Source organism: Haloarcula rubra (assembly GCF_019599465.1).
GTDB lineage: Archaea > Halobacteriota > Halobacteria > Halobacteriales > Haloarculaceae > Haloarcula > Haloarcula rubra.
On sequence record NZ_RKLR01000003.1, the window covers coordinates 1 to 16,357 of the forward strand.

Genomic DNA, 16,357 nt, shown 5'->3' on the forward strand with positions numbered 1-16,357 from the left:
TCACCACCGCCGCTGTTGGAGCGGTTGATCGAAGATGCACAGAAGATCCATCAACAGCGACCGATCTTACAGGAGACGCTCGCTACCGCTACGCAACCGAGGTGTGAGTCTTAGCTAAAGACGAATGCCCATCCCACTGTCATTCTGTTTGTTCAGTTCCTCGTCAAGGAAGTCGGACAGGTCGTTCTGGAACTTGCTCTCGTGCCCGTAGTTCTTTGCAGGCCGCCACGCTTCAACCAGTTCAATAACAGTTTGATACGTTTGGTTTCCGTTTCCAATCACAGCTACGTGTGTAGTGTGAGAGATAATAAACATGGGGTGCGGGGCCGCAAATAACAGTTTCCAGCAGATAGTTTTAGGTAGGACACCGGAGGCGAGATCAGATATGGTAGACCGCTTAATCAAGATTTTAGTATTCACGACAGTCACCGCAATTCTTTACCCCGGGATGATTTGGTTTTCAAATAACTTCCCGACAGCCTAATCGAGACCTTCGCTGTGATTCCCTTGGGTGCCGCCTGCGTGACGGAGTAGTCGTCGTAGTGTTGATAGACTTCGGGTTCAGGGCGATGGAAGCACGATACCTGAAAAGTTCGATATTGACCTTGCTGAAACCCTCAAGTGATGATACGTATTATGAACTTCCCTGAATACACAGCACGTAGTCAGCAAGGTCTCATATTCTCGGAACCGGTTGATATATCAAGGCGGAAAGAAGATGGGGAATCGTTTTTATCAATTTGGGACAAATGTGGTGGACAGAGAGCCTATGGAGGGCCAGCCCTATCGCCACATCCTGTATTATTCGCCGTCACACATTAAGCAACTCTTCGTCGACCGGATTGGGGAGGCAACTCAGGTGACGAAGGAAGAAGAAACCCAGAGGAGTCAGAAGTTGATGGCTGGATTGAAAGTGTTCCTCAAGAGTGGAGTTGAAGGGCAAAAGCAGGAGCGCAAGAACGTCATGAAATCAGTCAACCAAAGTGAGGAACACATACAGTCGAAAAAGGTGGTGAACGATTTGCTTCAGGATGACAGTATTCCACGTATCAAGGACTTAGATTTGGATAACATCTCTCCCCTTTACCGTTTTTCATGTGAATGCCAGTTTTTGTCAACGGAAACCGAGATGGGAGACTCGAAGATGGTTGAGGTCGTCGGGAAGGAAGGTGATTTTAAGTTCCGAGGTATTACATCACTGGAAAATTGGAGTTCGCTAAGTGACACGCTCTACGCGGTAAAAAATGAGATTCCATATCCGCTTGATGGAATCGTCCAACTCAAAAATATCAACAATCAAATGATACGCGAAGATGAAGACGGTGGGAGGGCGCTTGAGCGTGCAGACTGTGATGTGAACTTTGTCTTCATCTCCCAGTCAGACCCAGACGAAGTTCAGAAATGGTGGAATCGGCGTGACCTGTTGGGTGAGTACTACGAAAAGCAAGCCCACAGTAAATCGTGATAAGGCGGACGCTCCCGAGTCTCACTCGTTCTCGGGTACATCGGCTCCAACATCGTTCATTCCTGTTACTGTGATGAACACCACGCTGTATGCGCTCTCTGTATTCGGCACACGATTCCTATCACACTCTGAGGATTTCAGCAGAGCCGTAGAAGTCAATTAGGAGAACAGCTCGGTCGCGTCCACGTCGCCGTTGTATGCTTGTTCTTCTTCCCATTCAATCTCTCCTTCAACGCGCCCGAGGATAGTGGAGGCGTGCGCTCGATCTTCATCATCGCGGTCGGGGTCGTCCATGATGTTCTGCATTTCGTGTTCGAGGAAGGCGAGAAGGCGTGGGTTTAGTTCCATATTTACACATGGCGTAATGGACTTATATTACTATCGAAACAAATCGAATAGAAATACTTGGGCATGGAGATTTCCCCGATTTTTGCACTTAGGACTGGATTTGCATGAGGTCAAGCCCCCGGATCGACCAAAGCTTTATTACAGCTGTTTGGTGTAGATGTGGGTATTGCTGGAGAGTTAGGACGAAGGAGGAAGGCGTTGCCGCTAAAGCCGGTGAAAACCGGCTTTGTAGGACCTGAGCCTTCCAAGCTCATGGCCCGGGTTCAAATCCCGGCCGCCGCATCGTGCGAGGAACGAACGTGACGAGCGGATGCGAAACCCGGCGGTTTGAACCCTACGAGTCGCAGTGTGCGCAGCGAACGAAGTGAGCGAGCACGACCGTCTCGGTCCGGTTCAAATCCCGGCCGCCGCATTTCTTTCGCTGAGTGAACTCGACAGGGCAGCTCGAAGCACGCCAGAGGAACGAGTCTCGCTACCGCGAACACGTCCCGACCAGCGCAGTCTCCCCACGTGCTCGCGGTGTCGACGTCGAACTTTCTCGACGCCGCTGCCTATCGCAGATGGTGACGTGGGTGTACCCCGGGAAAGCTTTATTACCCCGCCAGACAAATTTTTACGTGAAGACAGAAGGCGCAATTAAATCGCCAACTTCTTCTATCAGTTCCTCGTTCGGACAGTAGCGGGTGTCGTCAGTCGTCTCTCCGGCGACGTCGAACGCTGTCGCCGGCCCGCACCACGCCACCTGTCAGTGTCCATTCATGACTGCATCCGACTCACGACCCGCGTCCGGTCCCGGCCCGATTTACGACCCAGAATCGTTGCGTGACAGCGACGACGTGCCGTTCCACGAGGACACGGAGACCGTCGACGAGACTACACTCGACCGACTCGAAGCGATGGACGACATGGCACCGGTCGGTGTCACCGACGAGGACGACGAGACGCTGGTGATGCAGGTCACCGAGACCTGCGACTGGAAGATTCCGGCCGCGAGCGTCGGCCCCGACGACGACTTCGCGGCGACCGCGCGGCGGTGGGTCGAGACGAACGCCGGCGTCGCCGTCGAACTCACCGCCGTCGAGGGCGTCTGGCGCTTCGAAGCGCGGAGCGCCGACAGCGACCGGACGGCGGAGCGCTACTTCGTCGTCTTCGCGGCGTCGCCGGCCGAGTCACGAAACGCGGACGGTGAGGCGGTGGATATTGGATGGTTCACCGACCTGCCGGCCGACGCCGTCGCGGTGCCGGGCACCGACCTGTTCTTCGACTGAGCGGCCGCTGTTCGTCGTTTCCGTCGCGACACGCCCGTAGAAACGCCAGCGTCGGTCAGGGTTCGACGCGCTCCCAGGTGTCGGAGGTGAGGGTCGCGTCGGGATTCTCCGGGAGGGAGACGGTCAGTCTGTCGCCCGTCTCGACGCAGACGAGGTCGACCTGATTCCGCTCGCTGTGGTTGCGGGTGGGGTACGTAAACGGGCGGTCGCGTTCGGGGAAATCGCCGACACGAGGACACTCGGGCGGTTCGACGGCGCGGTCGGCGAGGCCGTCGATGTGGACTCGGGACTGCGGCCGGTCGCCCCCGCGGTCGTCACCCACCGAGAGCAGTCGGTCCGCACCCGGGAGACGCCGGATGAACTCACGGGCCCGAACGCGAAACCGCTGGACGAGGCCGGGAGCGTCCTGCACCGCTGGGGACGCTCCGGGGTCGTCACCCCGTGGCTCGTCCATGGGTGTGAGACTCATACGCAGGGGTAGGGTGGCGGGCTACAAAACGGTTGTGTCAGGGACAGGTTCCGAGTCTCAGAGTTCGATTCGCTCGACGATTTGGTTCCCCTCCTCGCGGGAGTTGAGCGCGACGATGCGGATGTGTTCTTCGAGACCGGAGTCGTTCAACTTCGCCTTCAACAGGTTGTCGACCTGATAGACGCCGGCGGCGTTGTTCATCTCGATTTCGACGAGCACGGGGTAGTCCTCGCCACTGCTGAGTGTCACCGTCTCGATGGCCTGACTGGAGACGGTGTTGATGCCCCGGCCGCCCCGTTCGTAGGGGATGCGCGAGCGGCCACGCTCCATGTCCAGTGCGTCGGCGACCCTGACGACGCCGGCCTCCAGCGTCAGCGGACTCTCCTCGGTGTGGTGACAGAGGATGGCGTGGAGCACCTCGCCTTTCATCCGGACCTGTTCGTTCACGTCGTAGAACTCCGCGAGGAGTCTGTCCAGCAGGTCGGCCGCGAGCGGGATGGAGTAGTAGGGGTGTTCGTCCCGGTGGACGACGTGCCCGATGTCGTGGAGCGTCGCCGCGAGGGCGACGATGACGGCCTCGTCCGCCTCTTCGAGGCCGTCGTGGTCGGCGGCGCCGTTGAACTCGACGCCGCCCCGCTTCAGGAGGTCGTACAGACACAGCGCCCGGTTGCGGACGATGTCGATGTGTTTCTTCCCGTGGTCGTTGTACCGCTTGCGCGTGACCGGGTTCACGTTCTGCGCGTCGAGATACGCCTGCACCTCGTCGTCGGTCGCCAACTGGTCGAGGACGGCGTTGACCCGTTCGTCCGGAAACGCGTGGTCCCGGTCGGGGTCGTAGATACGGCCGGCCTCTGGAGTCTCCTGTTCACTCATGCGTAGACCAACTAGCGCCAGCGAGAAAAAGCCCGCCCTCCGGTCTCTCAGGCCGCCCGAACCGCATCGAGGACGTCGTCGTAGTTCGGTTCGACGCCGGGGTCGTCGGTCGCCCACGCGTACGTCACTTGCCGGTCGGCGTCGACGACGAACACGGACCGTTTCGCCAGGTCGTAGACGCCCAGTCCATCGAAGTCCATCGAGACGCCGTACGCGTCGATTATCGTCCGTCTGGTGTCGCTGAGGAGGGCGAAATCGAGGCCGATTTGGTCGCGGAAGGCGTTCTGGGCGAACGGCGTGTCGATGCTGACACCGTAGACCGTCGCGTCCGCCGCACCCAGTTCGGGCTGGCGTTCGTCGAACGCCTCCAGTTCGTCACTGCAGACGCTCGTGAACGCGCCGGGGAAGAACGCGAGGACGACCGGGCCGTCGGCGACTGCGTCCGAGAGCGAGAGTTCGCCGATGCCACCGTCGGCGAGCGGCGCGGTGAACTCGGGTGCAACCTCACCCACTGTAATCATGGCCGTGGCTTTCGGCTCCTGTCTGAAATCCCTTGTGACAGTTCTCCCGGTCTCGGTGTCGCTACGAACGATTCTCCGACGTCTATCCTCTCTGGCGGAGGGGTCGTTTTAACATCTGGGGGTCCCTCGACTCGGACATGCCCGACACGATGGAGGTCTACACCGGCATCGAAGTGACGGTCGAACACGTCGACTCGCTCCCTTCCGGCGGCGCTCGCTTCGACATCACCGCCGAGGACGGGCGGAAGTGGCGTATCGACCTGACCCGCGACGGCGAGACGGAGGTCGTGACGACGTGGCGCGACGGCACTCTCGCCGACCTCTCCGTCCCCGAGTGGTTAGACGACGTTACGGCACGCTTAGCCCAACAGTAGGTTCTCACTCGTCGGCCACCTGTTGTCCAGTCGGTGTCGGCGTCGGAGCGAATTCCGTGCTCGAAGCGTGAAAAGGCCTATACCGCGGTATCACGCGACGACGACGAGCAAAAAGACTATAATAGCAACCACGTAAACTTCGGTTACAATGTCAGGGACATTCGTACCACTGTTCCCGGGGATGCCGGGCACGACGGAGATGATGGTCATCCTCCTCATCGCCGTCCTCCTCTTCGGGGCGAACAAGATTCCGAAACTCGCACGCTCGACCGGCGAGGCGATGGGTGAGTTCCAGAAGGGCCGTACAGAAGTCGAGCAGGAACTCGAGGAGATGAAAGAGGGCGGTAGCGACACGGCTACCGAGGAGACGGCCGACACCACCACGGAGACGTCGACCACCGAGGAGACGTCGAGCGAATCGAGCAAGTCGAGCAACTAAGCCCCGGATTTTCCTCTCTCGTCCGAACGAAACCGTTTTCCAGCAGTCTCGCCACCCTCCCGGCAGGGCGTGTGGCCTAGTGGACGAGGGCGAGGGGTTCCTAACCCCTAGAGCGCGGGTTCGAATCCCGCCACGCCCGTGCAGGGAGACGGTGAGCGACGCGAACCGGTAAACGGAATTCGAATCAGAGAGGGCGCGCACAGCGGAGCGAGCGCGTCCGACCGTGGTTCGAATCCCGCCACGCCCGCTCACTCGCTGCGCTCGGTCGCGGTCGTGGCGAACATCGCGGAACCTTCGGTTCCGCTCAATCCCGCCACGCCCGTGCTCGGGCGACCGAACGAGGAGCACGCATGGCCGGCGGGGCGACGCGGTCGGGAGCGCCGTCGGCGACGGTTACTCGACGACGACGGCGCCGCGCATCCCGAGTGCCTCGTGGGGTAGACAGGCGTAGCGGTACTGTCCCGGGTCGTCGAACGTGTGCTCGAAGGTCGTGCCGGCGTCGCTCGCCACGTCGCCCGAACTGACGTCGGCCTCCTCGAACACCACGTTGTGAGCGCCGCCGTCCCCGGTCCACTCCCAGCGGACGGTCGACCCGCGGGCGATCTTCACGAGGGGCGGGTCGAAGGCGAAGGCGCCGCCGTTGCCCTCGGCGCCGACGGTGACCACCGCGGTATCACTGCCGGTCCGGTCGACCACGGTGCCGTCGAAGTTGCTGGCGTGGGACAGCCACTGGTCGACCTTCGGGTAGCCCGTCGACGGCGGCTCCCGGACGACAACGGCCCCTTTCATCCCGTCGTCGCGGCGCGGTTCCGAGACGTAGGGGTAGGTCCCGGGCTCCTCGAAGAGGTACTGGTAGCAGGTCCCGGACTGGGCGTTGGTGCGGCCGCTGTCGAAGGTGCCGTCGAGGGCGACGACGTTGTGCTGGCCGCCGTGGCCGGTCCAGTCCCACCGGACCTTCGTCATCGGGACGACCTCGACGACCGGCGGGGCGAACGCGAGGCCGTCGTCGGTCGGCTCACCGACCCAGACGGACGGTCGGGAGCCGGCGCCGTACCGGTGGGGCTCACCGTCGTAGCCGTTGGCGTCTACGAGCCACTCCCCGAGCGAGTCCGGGGGCGTCAGTTCGGCCGTCTCGGTCGACTCTGTGGATCCTCCGTCGGACGCGTCGCCGACGGCCTGTGACGTCTCGCCGGTCGAGAGACACCCGGCCGTGGCGGCGAGTCCTGTCAGTGCTGTGCTCGCGAGGAACTGTCTACGGGTGGAGGGCGGTTCCATTGCATCTCCCGCTACGCGGAGACGGCCCGAAAACCGTGCACGTGCTTTCCAGAATCTGGAAATCAGCGGACGCCCTTTATCTGACGGTCGTTTATCAACGCCCGGAGAGCTGCCACCGACCCGACCGTCACGTTGAAAGCCGCTCCGTGGGAAATCCACCGAGAGTCGCCGTCCAGACACCGAACGTGTCACCCTACCCGCCGTCGCCCACAGGAGGTCCCCCGTGTCAGGAGACGACCCGCCCGACCAGCAGGCCATGTTCGAGGCGCTGGCCGATTCGGACTGTCGCAGCATCCTCGCGACGCTCGACGACCCGCTCCCGGCGAAACGAGTGGCCGACGTCTGCGAGCTCCCACTGACGAGTACGTACCGCAAACTCGAGCAGTTGAGCGACGCCGCGCTCGTCGCCGAGGGAACGGAGGTCAGGGCCGACGGCCACCACGAGACGACGTACGTCAGGGACTGTACGGGTGTGTTCGTAGCCCTCGACGGGGACGACTCGTTCGACGTCGACGTCTTGCGGGACCGCGAGACGCCGGACGAACGGCTCGCGCGACTCTGGTCCCGCGTCAGTGAGGAACTATGACCGGAGAGATACCACTCGTCGTCGTCGCGTTCAAGACAGTCACGCTGGTACTGGGTGGCCTCATCACCTACTTCGCCGCCAAAGCGGCGCTGAAGTCCCGTTCGCGGGAGCTGGCGTACCTCGCCATCGGCTTCGGAACGGTCACGTCCGGGTCGCTACTGGCCGGCGTGGCCGACCAGTTGCTCGGTCTCGACGCCCGGGCGGCGCTGGCGTTCGAGAACGCCGTGACGATGGTCGGGTTCGCCGTCGTCGCGTACTCGCTGTACGTCGCGAGCCAGTCGTCACTGGTCGGTCGGTGAACGCGGAGAACCGGAAGACCGCTGTTACTCGACGACGACGGCGCCCTTCATGCCGAGGCCCTTGTGTGGTTCACAGTAGTAGAGGTAGACCCCGGAGGACTCGAAGGTGTGCTGGAAGTCGTTCCCCGAGTCGGAGACGAGGCTGCTCTCGAACTCGCCATCTTCGTGGACGACGTTGTGCGAGCCACCCTCGCCGGTCCAGGACCAGTTGACGTCGGTGCCGGCGTCGATGCGGACCGCCGCCGGCGCGAAGGCGTAGGCACCGCCGTTGCCCTCGGCGCCGACCTCGACGTTGACGTTCCCCGTGCCGGTCTGGTCGGCGACGGTGCCGTCGAAGTTCCCGACGTCCGAGAGGTACTCGCTCACTTCAGACGGGACGTCACCGCTGCCGCCGCTCTCGGTGTCCGTCGGCGTGCTCTCCGCCGTCTCGGTGCCACCGTCGTCGCCGCCGGAGTCGCCGTCGGACCCGCCGCTTCCACCGTCGCCGCCGTCGCCGCCGGACCCGCCACAGCCAGCGAGCAGTCCGGCAACCGAGACGGCCGCAGTACTACGGACGAACGTCCGCCGATCGAGGTGGTCTGTCATGCACTCGTATTTCGGTATCCAGACACTAAAGGTAGTCGCTTCGCCGCTACCGGAATAAACAATTATGGAGGTCTGAGGTGGTTAATATCCGCGGTTTCGACAGTAAAGAACCCAGAGACGAACACGTTCGTAACAGGATTCTGTCAACCGAAACCTAGCGCTCAGAACGCAAGTAGTACGTACCAACACAGTTTGGAAGGGGGTTCATGTCCGTCGCCGACGTTGCCACCTCCAATGACACCGAGGTGTCCGTCGTGACGGTGTGGCTACGGGGTGACCACCTCGTCCGACACCGGGGTCCACTGGCCCGGCGACCGGACGAACGAGTTCTCCTCGTGGAGGCGACGTCGTTCGCTCGGAGACGCCCGTATCACCCCCACAAGCTGACGCTGGTGTTCAGTGCGATGCGACACTTCGGGGACGACCTCCGGGCGGACGGGCGGACGGTCGATTACCGGCAGGTCGACACCTTCGAGGAGGGCATCGAGGCACACTTCGGCGCCCACCCGGAGGACACGCTGGTGACGACACGCCCGCAGACCGACGGCGCACGCGAGCGAATAGAGACCCTCGTCGACGATGCGGGCGGCACCGTCGAGTTCGTCCCGGACGAGCGGTTCCTCTGTTCGCCCGAGCAGTTCGACGAGTGGGCCACCGACGGCCGCTACCGCCACGAGGAGTTCTATCGGTTCGTCCGTCGTGAGACGGGGTACTTGATGGACGACGGCGACCCGGTCGGCGGCGAGTGGAACTACGACGACCAGAACCGGGAGACGCCGCCCGAGGAGTGGGAACCGGCCGACCCACCCACGTTCGAACCCGACGAGACGACCGAGGCCGTCGCCGAGTGGGTCCACGAGACGTTCGACGGCGGGTACGACGAACCGCCGTACGGCGGCGACTGGGCCGACCCGGACCCGTTCCACTGGCCGGTGACCCGTCGGCAGGCCGTGCGGGCGCTGGAGCACTTCGTCACCCACCGTCTCGACGACTTCGGGCCGTATCAGGACGCGATGCGCGGCGACGAGTGGGCGATGAGTCACAGCCTCCTCTCGACGGCGCTGAACCTCGGCCTCCTCCTGCCCGACGAGGTCGTCGAGCGCGCTATCGCGGCCTACGACGACGGCGACGCCCCCCTCAACAGCGTCGAGGGGTTCGTCCGGCAGGTCCTGGGCTGGCGGGAGTTCCTCCGCCACGTCTACCGCCGTGAGATGCCCGCGCTGGCAGAAGCGAACCAACTCGACGCCGACGAGGACTTGCCGGCGTTCTACTGGACGGGCGAGACGGACATGGCTTGTCTCTCGGACGTGGTCGACGGCGTGCGAGCGCGGGGCTACTCCCACCACATCGAGCGCCTGATGGTGCTCGCGAACTTCGGCCTGATATACGGCGTCGAACCGGCCCAGGTGAACCGCTGGTTCCACGCCGGGTACGTCGACGCCTTCCACTGGGTGACGACACCCAACGTCGTGGAGATGGGGCTGTTCGGCGCGGGCGTCTTCGCCACGAAACCGTACGCGTCCTCGGCGAACTACGTCGACAAGATGAGCGACTACTGCTCGGGGTGCCCGTACTACAAGACGAAGACGACCGGCGAGGGGGCGTGTCCGTTCAACGCGCTGTACTGGGACTTTCTGGACCGCAACGAGGACGCCCTCCGGTCGAACCACCGGATGGGGCTGATGTACAGTCACGTCGACAAGAAGGACGACGAGGAGTGGGCCGAGATACGGGCCCGGGCCGACGAGATACGGGCGATGGCTCGGTCCGGCGACCTCTGAGCCTACGTCTCGCGCCAGTCGTCGACCTCACACCGCCGGAGCTCCGATCGGGAGTGCCACGCTCTGGGTCGGACGGCGACGACGACGGCGGCGAGGTACGCGAGGCCGACGACGGCCGTGACGACGACGCCCGGTACCATCCCGATGGCCGCACTCTCGGGCCACGACCCCTCCTGTGCGAAGGCGGTCACGCGGATGACCCACGCGCCCGTGACGATGCTGAACAGGGCGAGATACACCCGCCGGAGTCGGTGAGCGAGCGCCTCCTCGAACGGCACCTTCAGCGTCGGTTCCCGGTAGTCCTCGCTCAACTTCCGGCGCCACGACTCGTCGTCGACGGCCGTACTCGGGTCGAGTCCGTGGGCCCAGACGTTCTGCTGGACGAGGCGGACCCGCGACCGCCAGACGTCGAATCCCCGGTAGCGATGGGCCTCGATGCCGAGGAAGACGGCCAGCGTCACGAGTCCCACGAGGACGAGGTAGTGGGGGTTCGTCGGGTCCGAGAAGGCCCACGTCAGGATGGCAGCGATGACGGTGACCGCCCAGTTCGTCGTTCGGTCCAGTCGCTCGCGCCACCGGGTCATCCGGTGGACCTCGCCACGGTAGAGGTGGGCCATCGACGAACTCGGGCCCATGTCGCGCTCGAAGAGGCCCGCACCGAGGCCGCGTTCGCGTTCGCCGCTCGGGTCGAACTCTTCGTCGCTCATCCCTGTTTCTCGCCGAACTTCTCGCGGAACTCGGCGATGAGTTGGCCCATCTTCGCGTAGTAGTCGTTCAGCTCCCGTTGCATCTGGTCGGCGATCTCGTCCGGGTCCCGCGGTTCGTACACGTGGTAGTAGCTACTCCCCTCGCCGCTGACCTTCTCCTGTGCGACGAGGTCAGCGTCCAGCAGACGCTGGACCGACCGGTACGCCGTCGTCCGGTCGCGCTCGACTCGCTCGGCCAGTTCGTCGACGGTCAGTGGACCGTCCGTCTCGACGAGCGTGGCGAAACACTGCCGGTCGAGGTCGGTGAGGCCGTGGAAGCAGTCCAGCAGGAAGTCACACTCCACGTCTTCCTCCAGCAGGGTGCGGATGGCTTCGGGCATTATCGAACCCTCCGGTCCGGGGCCGTGGTAACGCTCACGGTCACGCCGGTTCCTCCGTGGCCCCTTCGGTCGCGCCGACGTTCGAACGGACGTATCCCTGCACGTACGCACCGACGAACATCCCGGCGACGGCGTAGAGGATGGTGACGTTGCCGACGCCGAGGCTGGCGTAGGCCGCGCCCGGACAGATGCCCGAGAGGCCCCAGCCGACGCCGAAGATACCGCCGCCCAGCAGGACGTTCCTGTCCATCGACTTCACCCGCTTGCCGAACTGCGTGCCGGTCAGCGGGGCACTTCCGCCGGTCTTCGACATCACGGCGAAGGCGACGCCGGCGACGACGCTGGCCCCGCCCATCACGAGGAGGAGGCCGAGGTCCGTCAACTGGAGGAACCGCAGGACGACCTCCGGGCGGTACATCTGGCTCAGGCCGAGGCCGAACCCGAAGACGACACCGCCCACGAGGATGGCGGGCAGGAACAGCGGGTGCCGTTCGGCGTCGTTTCGAGACCCTCGCTGCTCACGGCTCACGGGCTCACCCCCAGCGCGGCGACTATCTGTGCGGTGCCGATGGCGATACCGACGAACGTCGCGACGTTCAGCAGGGACGTCTCCGAGAGCGACCCGACGCCACAGACGCCGTGGCCGGAGGTACACCCTTTACCGAGGCGGGTGCCCACGCCGACGAGGACGCCGCCGACGAGCAGTCGCCACCACTGGACGTCGGTCGTCCAGCCGAACTCGCCGAACGCGAGGCCGTAGACGGCCCCGCCCAGCACGATGCCCAGCGTGAACACGACGCGCCAGTCCCGCGAGGCCCGGAAGCGGTACTGCTGGAACCGGGACTGGCCGGAGACGTACGACAGCGTGGATTCGAGGAACGTGCTCGCGCCGGCGGTGATGCCCGTCGTGAGGTAGATTATCACGGTGCCCCCGCCGATGAGCAGGCCCCCCAGCAGGTAGTGGACCCAGCCGTTCGGGAGCAGTGTCTCGGCGAGCATCTCAGTTCCCCGTCATCGCGTCCGTCGTGGCGGCGCAGTTGTTCGGGCCGCGTTCGAGTTCGGCGGCGGACTCGTCGTCGACGGTCCGCTCGCCCAGGTTCGTGGCGATGATGTCCTCGTAGTTGTCTGGCCGGGGTGGCATATCCGAGAGGACGAACTCCACGAACGAGGCTCTGTCGTAGTCGAGCGCGTCCATCGCCTCGGCGACGTCACCCAGCGCGTCGGTGTAACTCCCGTCGTCGGCCCGTTCGGCCGCGTCGCTGACGTGGCCGGGCGCGACCAGCGTCTCGTCGGGGAGCGAGAGGACTCGGTCGTGAAGCGTGTCGTACAGCCGTCCGGCCGCCTCGGGCGCGCCCTCGTCGCCGCCCTCTAAGTCCGGGCGGGCGACGCTCTCGACGAACAGGCCGTCGCCGGTCAGCAGGACGGCGTCGTCGACGAGGTAGGAGGTCATCCCGCTAGTGTGCCCGGGCGTGTGGACGGCCTCGACGCCGACGTCGCCGACGGTGAGGGTCTCGCCGTCCGCGACGGTGTCGTAGGACAGGTCGTAGTCGATACCGCGCGCTTCGGCCGGTTCGGGGACCAGCGCCTGCACGCCGTGTTCGCGGGCGAGGTCGCGGACGCCGCTGACGTGGTCGGCGTGGACGTGCGTGTCGACGGCGGCGACGAGTTCGGCGCCGTACGACTCCGCCGCCTCGAGGTATTCCTCGGTGAAGGCGTGGAGCGGGTCCACGACGAGCGCCTCGTCGCCGTCGACGACGAGATAGGAGAGACAGCCCGAGGATGGGCGGTGGAACTGGACGACGGTGGCGTCGGTGTCGGCCGAGAGTTCGGTGGCGGAAAGCACCGTCTCCCAGCCCTCCATGCCGTCCTCGACGGCCACCACGTCGTCGACGCCTGCCTCGTCGAGGACGTCGGCGACGAACTTGCTCGACTCGCCTTTGGCACAGACTGTGTACATCGGACGCGCGTCCGGCAGCGATTCGAGCGTGCTGTCTGTGACGCCGTCGAGGAACTCGTAGTACGGGACGTTCGCGAACGCGACGCTGTCGCCGTCGATGCGCCAGTCGTCGACTTCGGCGGGCGCCCGCGTGTCGAGGACGCTCATGCTCTCGCCCGCCTCGAGTCGGTCGTAGAGGTCGCTCGGTGCTATCGTCGCAACGTCGTCGGGGATGGTGAACGGTTTGTCGCTCATTCTGTGTCCAAACCTAACCGGGCGTCCGTACAAAAGAGTTGTGGGTATTGTACAATCTATGTTCTCGGAGGTGTGGTCACGCTGAACTCCATTAGTGTGGGAAAAAGCGCATAAGCGCCCTGATAGTTCGTCCGAGCTCCTCGTCGACAGATTTATACGAATCTCCCTATATTGCACAACTAGCGAAATACAATGACGACCGAAATCCCATCCGACGACGTGACGACCACGATAGACGTGACCGGCGAGTCCTGCCCGATGCCGGTCGTGCGCACCAAACAGGCGGTCGACGACCTCGCAGTCGGCGACGTGCTGGAGGTGCTCGCCACCGACTCCGGTAGCGTCAGTGACATCGACGGCTGGGCGGCGTCGGTCGACGACGTGGCACTGCTGGCGCAGTCCGAGACGACAGCGGACGGGCGCACGGTGTACCACCACTACGTCGAACGGGTGGACGCATGAGTAGTGAGACGACCGCGCCCGAGTCGGGTAGCGAGCGAGTCGGAGCGGACACGCCGGACGTCGAGGCGCTCTACGAGCGCATCGAGGACCTCGAATCGACGGTCGACTCGCTCCGCGACGACGGGCCGAAGAAGATGACCATCATCGCGACGAAGGGGTCGCTCGACATGGCGTACCCGCCGCTCATCCTCGCCAGTACGGCCGCCGCCTTCGGCTGGGACGTCACGGTCTTCCACACGTTCTGGGGCCTCGACATCCTCCACGAGGAGCGCTCGGCGGAGTTGCAGGTCAGCGCCGTCGGCAACCCGAGCATGCCGATGCCGAACGTACTGGGGGCGCTCCCCGGCGGCGACTCGCTGGCGACGTGGTACATGAACCGCGAGATAGCCGACAACGGCACCGCGACCATCGAGGAACTCGTCGAGACGAGTCTGGAGATGGGCGCCGACCTGCAGGCCTGCGAGATGACCACCGAACTGTTCGACTACGACCACGACGACTTCTACGACGGCGTGACGACGGACGTGGGGGCGGCCACGGCGCTCCAGCACATGGCCGACGCCGACGTCCAGTTGCTCGTCTGAATCACCCTTCGTCTTCGCGCCGCCGCATCTCGTGGCGCGTGAACTGTGGCGTCGTCAGCGCCGCCCGCCGCTGACGCCGGAACGACCACAACAGCAGTCCGAGCGTCGTGACCGTCCCGCCCACCGCCAGCAGCGTCGACGGGAGCGACGCGTCGACGTAGAAGAACGCCGCCACCGGGATGCCGGCGGCGGCGACCATCCCGAGGAAGAGTCGTCTGGCCATCTGTCGGGCGAGGCCGTCACTGTCCTTCAGCATCGTCTCCAGCACCAACTCCCCTCGACCGGCGGTGTCGAGGGCGGCCTCCGCCTTCGGCGCCGTCGTCACGAGCGAGCGTGCGGTCCGGGTCACCGTCTCCTGGACTTCCTCGCGGACTGCCTCGCCAGCGTCGGCCGCACCCTGTTCCATCACGTACTCCGTGATTATCTCGATGAAGTCGAAGTCCGGGTCGAGCGTCCGACAGACTCCTTCGAGCACCGTCGTCACGCGCACGACCAGCGCGAGGTCCTGCGGGAGGCGCATCGGGAACTCGTACAACTGGGTCTCGAACTGGCCGACCAACTGCTCGACGCGGTACTCGCTGATGTCCTCGCCGCGGAACTGCTCGATGACGATCTCGAACGCCTCCCGCATCACCTCGCGGTCGGCCGCCGGGTCGAGGGCGCCCATCGCGACGAATGCGTCCATCACCCGGTCGACGTCGTCCGTCGCCAACCCGACGTAGAACTCCATCAACTGCTCGCGCGTCCGCGGCCCGAGACGGCCCGTCATCCCGAAGTCGTAGAACACGAGCGTCCCGTCGGGTTGGACTGCCAGGTTACCTGGGTGGGGGTCTGCGTGGAACCGGCCGTCCTCCACGATCATCTGGATGTACACCTCTTCGAGGCGCTGGACGAGAGCCGCGCGGTCGATGCCCATCTCGTCGAGTCGCGCCACGTCGTCTATCTTGACGCCGTCGACGTACTCCATCGTCACCACGCGGTCCGTCGTGTGACTCTCGACGACGTCCGGGATAGCGACGCCGTCGTCGTCGGCGAAACTGTCGCCGATTTCACGGAGCATCCGCGCCTCGTGGGCGTAGTCCATCTCGCGGCGGATAGTCGCCGAGAACTCCTCGGTGAGGTTCTCCAGCGTGAACGCCTGTCCCGGTTCGGCCCCCGACGCCAGAATCGGCGTCAACGTCGCCAGCACGCGCAGGTCCGACTCGACGCGCTCCCGGATGCCGGGCCGCAACACCTTCACGGCGACGCGCCGGCCGTCGAGTTCGGCCTCGTACACCTGCCCGAGGGACGCGCCGCTGATGGGCGACGTGTCGAACGCCGCGAACCGCTCCTCGACGGAGCCGTCGAGTTCCCGTTCGAGCAAGGGTTCGATGTCGGCCCACGGGTCCGGCGGGACCTTGTCCTGCAGTTCGGAGAGCACCTCGATGTACTCGGCCGGCAACGCGTCGGGCCGCGTCGAGAGCATCTGCCCGAGTTTGATGAACGCAGGGCCGAGGTCCAGAAACGTCTCTTTGAGGCGTCGAGCGCGTCGGGTTCGGTCCTCGCTCGAGACGGAGCGCGACCGACCGAAAACGAGGAACCGCTTCCGGTCGCGGGCCCACGCGAGGACGAAGGGGACGAACTGCCAGACGATGACGAGAGCACGCCACAGCGCCCGGAGTTTGACACCTAACCCCGTCGGCTGCCTGCCCGCTGTCGAGGCCGACCGGTCGTCTGCGCGCTGCGAGTCGCTCACTGCCACCGACTCGGG

Annotated in this window: 22 protein-coding genes and 1 tRNA gene; 10 read left to right on the forward strand and 13 right to left on the reverse strand. The window is 64.4% G+C overall.

The window, feature by feature from the left end:
* Positions 1-114: 114 nt before the first annotated feature.
* Entirely contained in the window at positions 115-282 is a 168-nt protein-coding gene (locus EGH21_RS08300; protein WP_220618011.1) for a hypothetical protein, read from the reverse strand.
* Between the two features lie 577 nt (positions 283-859).
* Between EGH21_RS08300 and EGH21_RS08305 the strand changes: the two genes are divergently transcribed.
* The gene (locus tag EGH21_RS08305) at positions 860-1,465 is read left to right on the forward strand and encodes a hypothetical protein (protein WP_220618012.1); all 606 of its coding nucleotides are present in this window, start codon (positions 860-862) and stop codon (positions 1,463-1,465) included.
* 159 nt (positions 1,466-1,624) lie between these two features.
* On the opposite strand, the gene EGH21_RS08310 is transcribed toward EGH21_RS08305, so the two are convergent.
* Positions 1,625-1,813 (reverse strand): hypothetical protein, encoded by a 189-nt coding sequence (locus EGH21_RS08310; RefSeq protein ID WP_220618013.1) that lies wholly within the window; start codon positions 1,811-1,813, stop codon positions 1,625-1,627.
* 758 nt (positions 1,814-2,571) lie between these two features.
* On the opposite strand from EGH21_RS08310, the gene EGH21_RS08315 reads away from it, so the two are divergent.
* Positions 2,572-3,081, forward strand: coding sequence for an NUDIX hydrolase (locus EGH21_RS08315; protein ID WP_220618014.1), 510 nt, complete (start codon positions 2,572-2,574; stop codon positions 3,079-3,081).
* A 55-nt stretch (positions 3,082-3,136) separates the two neighbouring features.
* Here the strand turns inward: EGH21_RS08315 and EGH21_RS08320 are convergent, their stop codons facing one another.
* Genes EGH21_RS08320 through EGH21_RS08330 form a run of 3 tightly spaced genes read right to left on the reverse strand, consistent with a single transcriptional unit; the run spans position 3,137 to position 4,944 of the window.
* Positions 3,137-3,550, reverse strand: a complete 414-nt coding sequence (locus EGH21_RS08320; RefSeq protein ID WP_236035482.1) for a hypothetical protein — start codon at positions 3,548-3,550, stop codon at positions 3,137-3,139.
* 57 nt (positions 3,551-3,607) lie between these two features.
* Positions 3,608-4,423 (reverse strand): HD domain-containing protein, encoded by an 816-nt coding sequence (locus EGH21_RS08325; protein ID WP_220618015.1) that lies wholly within the window; start codon positions 4,421-4,423, stop codon positions 3,608-3,610.
* Between the two features lie 47 nt (positions 4,424-4,470).
* Entirely contained in the window at positions 4,471-4,944 is a 474-nt protein-coding gene (locus EGH21_RS08330) for a redoxin domain-containing protein (RefSeq protein ID WP_220618016.1), read from the reverse strand.
* 137 nt (positions 4,945-5,081) lie between these two features.
* Here EGH21_RS08330 and EGH21_RS08335 point away from each other — a divergent pair, with 137 nt between their 5' ends.
* The 3 genes from EGH21_RS08335 (at position 5,082) to EGH21_RS08345 (ending at position 5,896) form a co-directional block, all read left to right on the forward strand.
* On the forward strand, positions 5,082-5,318 hold the full coding sequence (locus EGH21_RS08335; protein ID WP_220618017.1) for a hypothetical protein: 237 nt from the start codon (positions 5,082-5,084) through the stop codon (positions 5,316-5,318).
* 181 nt (positions 5,319-5,499) lie between these two features.
* Positions 5,500-5,757 (forward strand): Sec-independent protein translocase subunit TatA/TatB, encoded by a 258-nt coding sequence (locus tag EGH21_RS08340; RefSeq protein ID WP_220618640.1) that lies wholly within the window; start codon positions 5,500-5,502, stop codon positions 5,755-5,757.
* Positions 5,758-5,822: 65 nt separating this feature from the next.
* A tRNA-Arg gene (locus EGH21_RS08345) sits at positions 5,823-5,896 on the forward strand.
* A gap of 254 nt (positions 5,897-6,150) precedes the next feature.
* Here EGH21_RS08345 and EGH21_RS08350 read toward each other — a convergent pair.
* Complete coding sequence (locus EGH21_RS08350) at positions 6,151-7,032, reverse strand: halocyanin domain-containing protein (protein WP_220618018.1); 882 nt, start codon at positions 7,030-7,032, stop codon at positions 6,151-6,153.
* Between the two features lie 223 nt (positions 7,033-7,255).
* On the opposite strand from EGH21_RS08350, the gene EGH21_RS08355 reads away from it, so the two are divergent.
* On the forward strand, positions 7,256-7,618 hold the full coding sequence (locus tag EGH21_RS08355) for a helix-turn-helix domain-containing protein (protein WP_220618019.1): 363 nt from the start codon (positions 7,256-7,258) through the stop codon (positions 7,616-7,618).
* Positions 7,615-7,917 (forward strand): DUF7521 family protein, encoded by a 303-nt coding sequence (locus EGH21_RS08360; protein WP_220618020.1) that lies wholly within the window; start codon positions 7,615-7,617, stop codon positions 7,915-7,917. Before EGH21_RS08355 ends, EGH21_RS08360 begins: the two co-directional genes overlap by 4 nt.
* Positions 7,918-7,941: 24 nt before the next feature.
* Here the strand turns inward: EGH21_RS08360 and EGH21_RS08365 are convergent, their stop codons facing one another.
* Positions 7,942-8,502, reverse strand: a complete 561-nt coding sequence (locus tag EGH21_RS08365) for a halocyanin domain-containing protein (protein WP_220618021.1) — start codon at positions 8,500-8,502, stop codon at positions 7,942-7,944.
* Positions 8,503-8,756: 254 nt separating this feature from the next.
* Between EGH21_RS08365 and EGH21_RS08370 the strand changes: the two genes are divergently transcribed.
* The gene (locus EGH21_RS08370) at positions 8,757-10,283 is read left to right on the forward strand and encodes a cryptochrome/photolyase family protein (protein ID WP_220618641.1); all 1,527 of its coding nucleotides are present in this window, start codon (positions 8,757-8,759) and stop codon (positions 10,281-10,283) included.
* Between the two features lie 2 nt (positions 10,284-10,285).
* Here EGH21_RS08370 and EGH21_RS08375 read toward each other — a convergent pair whose 3' ends face one another.
* From EGH21_RS08375 to EGH21_RS08395, 5 genes are read right to left on the reverse strand one after another with little or no spacing between them, the layout of a single operon-like run.
* The gene (locus EGH21_RS08375) at positions 10,286-10,990 is read right to left on the reverse strand and encodes a DUF2270 domain-containing protein (protein ID WP_220618022.1); all 705 of its coding nucleotides are present in this window, start codon (positions 10,988-10,990) and stop codon (positions 10,286-10,288) included.
* Entirely contained in the window at positions 10,987-11,370 is a 384-nt protein-coding gene (locus tag EGH21_RS08380; protein ID WP_220618023.1) for a helix-turn-helix domain-containing protein, read from the reverse strand. The genes EGH21_RS08375 and EGH21_RS08380 overlap by 4 nt, the downstream gene beginning before the upstream one ends.
* A gap of 40 nt (positions 11,371-11,410) precedes the next feature.
* Positions 11,411-11,899 (reverse strand): DUF6691 family protein, encoded by a 489-nt coding sequence (locus EGH21_RS08385; protein WP_220618024.1) that lies wholly within the window; start codon positions 11,897-11,899, stop codon positions 11,411-11,413.
* Entirely contained in the window at positions 11,896-12,369 is a 474-nt protein-coding gene (locus EGH21_RS08390) for a YeeE/YedE family protein (protein WP_220618025.1), read from the reverse strand. The genes EGH21_RS08385 and EGH21_RS08390 overlap by 4 nt, the downstream gene beginning before the upstream one ends.
* Before the next feature lies 1 nt (position 12,370).
* Positions 12,371-13,561: an MBL fold metallo-hydrolase gene (locus EGH21_RS08395; RefSeq protein WP_220618026.1), complete on the reverse strand. Its 1,191-nt coding sequence runs from the start codon at positions 13,559-13,561 to the stop codon at positions 12,371-12,373.
* A 192-nt stretch (positions 13,562-13,753) separates the two neighbouring features.
* On the opposite strand from EGH21_RS08395, the gene EGH21_RS08400 reads away from it, so the two are divergent.
* Together EGH21_RS08400 and EGH21_RS08405 are read left to right on the forward strand one after the other, a co-directional pair.
* Positions 13,754-14,023, forward strand: coding sequence for a sulfurtransferase TusA family protein (locus EGH21_RS08400; RefSeq protein WP_220618027.1), 270 nt, complete (start codon positions 13,754-13,756; stop codon positions 14,021-14,023).
* Positions 14,020-14,607 (forward strand): DsrE/DsrF/DrsH-like family protein, encoded by a 588-nt coding sequence (locus EGH21_RS08405; protein ID WP_220618028.1) that lies wholly within the window; start codon positions 14,020-14,022, stop codon positions 14,605-14,607. The genes EGH21_RS08400 and EGH21_RS08405 overlap by 4 nt, the downstream gene beginning before the upstream one ends.
* Before the next feature lies 1 nt (position 14,608).
* Here the strand turns inward: EGH21_RS08405 and EGH21_RS08410 are convergent, their stop codons facing one another.
* Positions 14,609-16,342: an ABC1 kinase family protein gene (locus EGH21_RS08410; protein WP_220618029.1), complete on the reverse strand. Its 1,734-nt coding sequence runs from the start codon at positions 16,340-16,342 to the stop codon at positions 14,609-14,611.
* Positions 16,343-16,357: the final 15 nt, after the last annotated feature.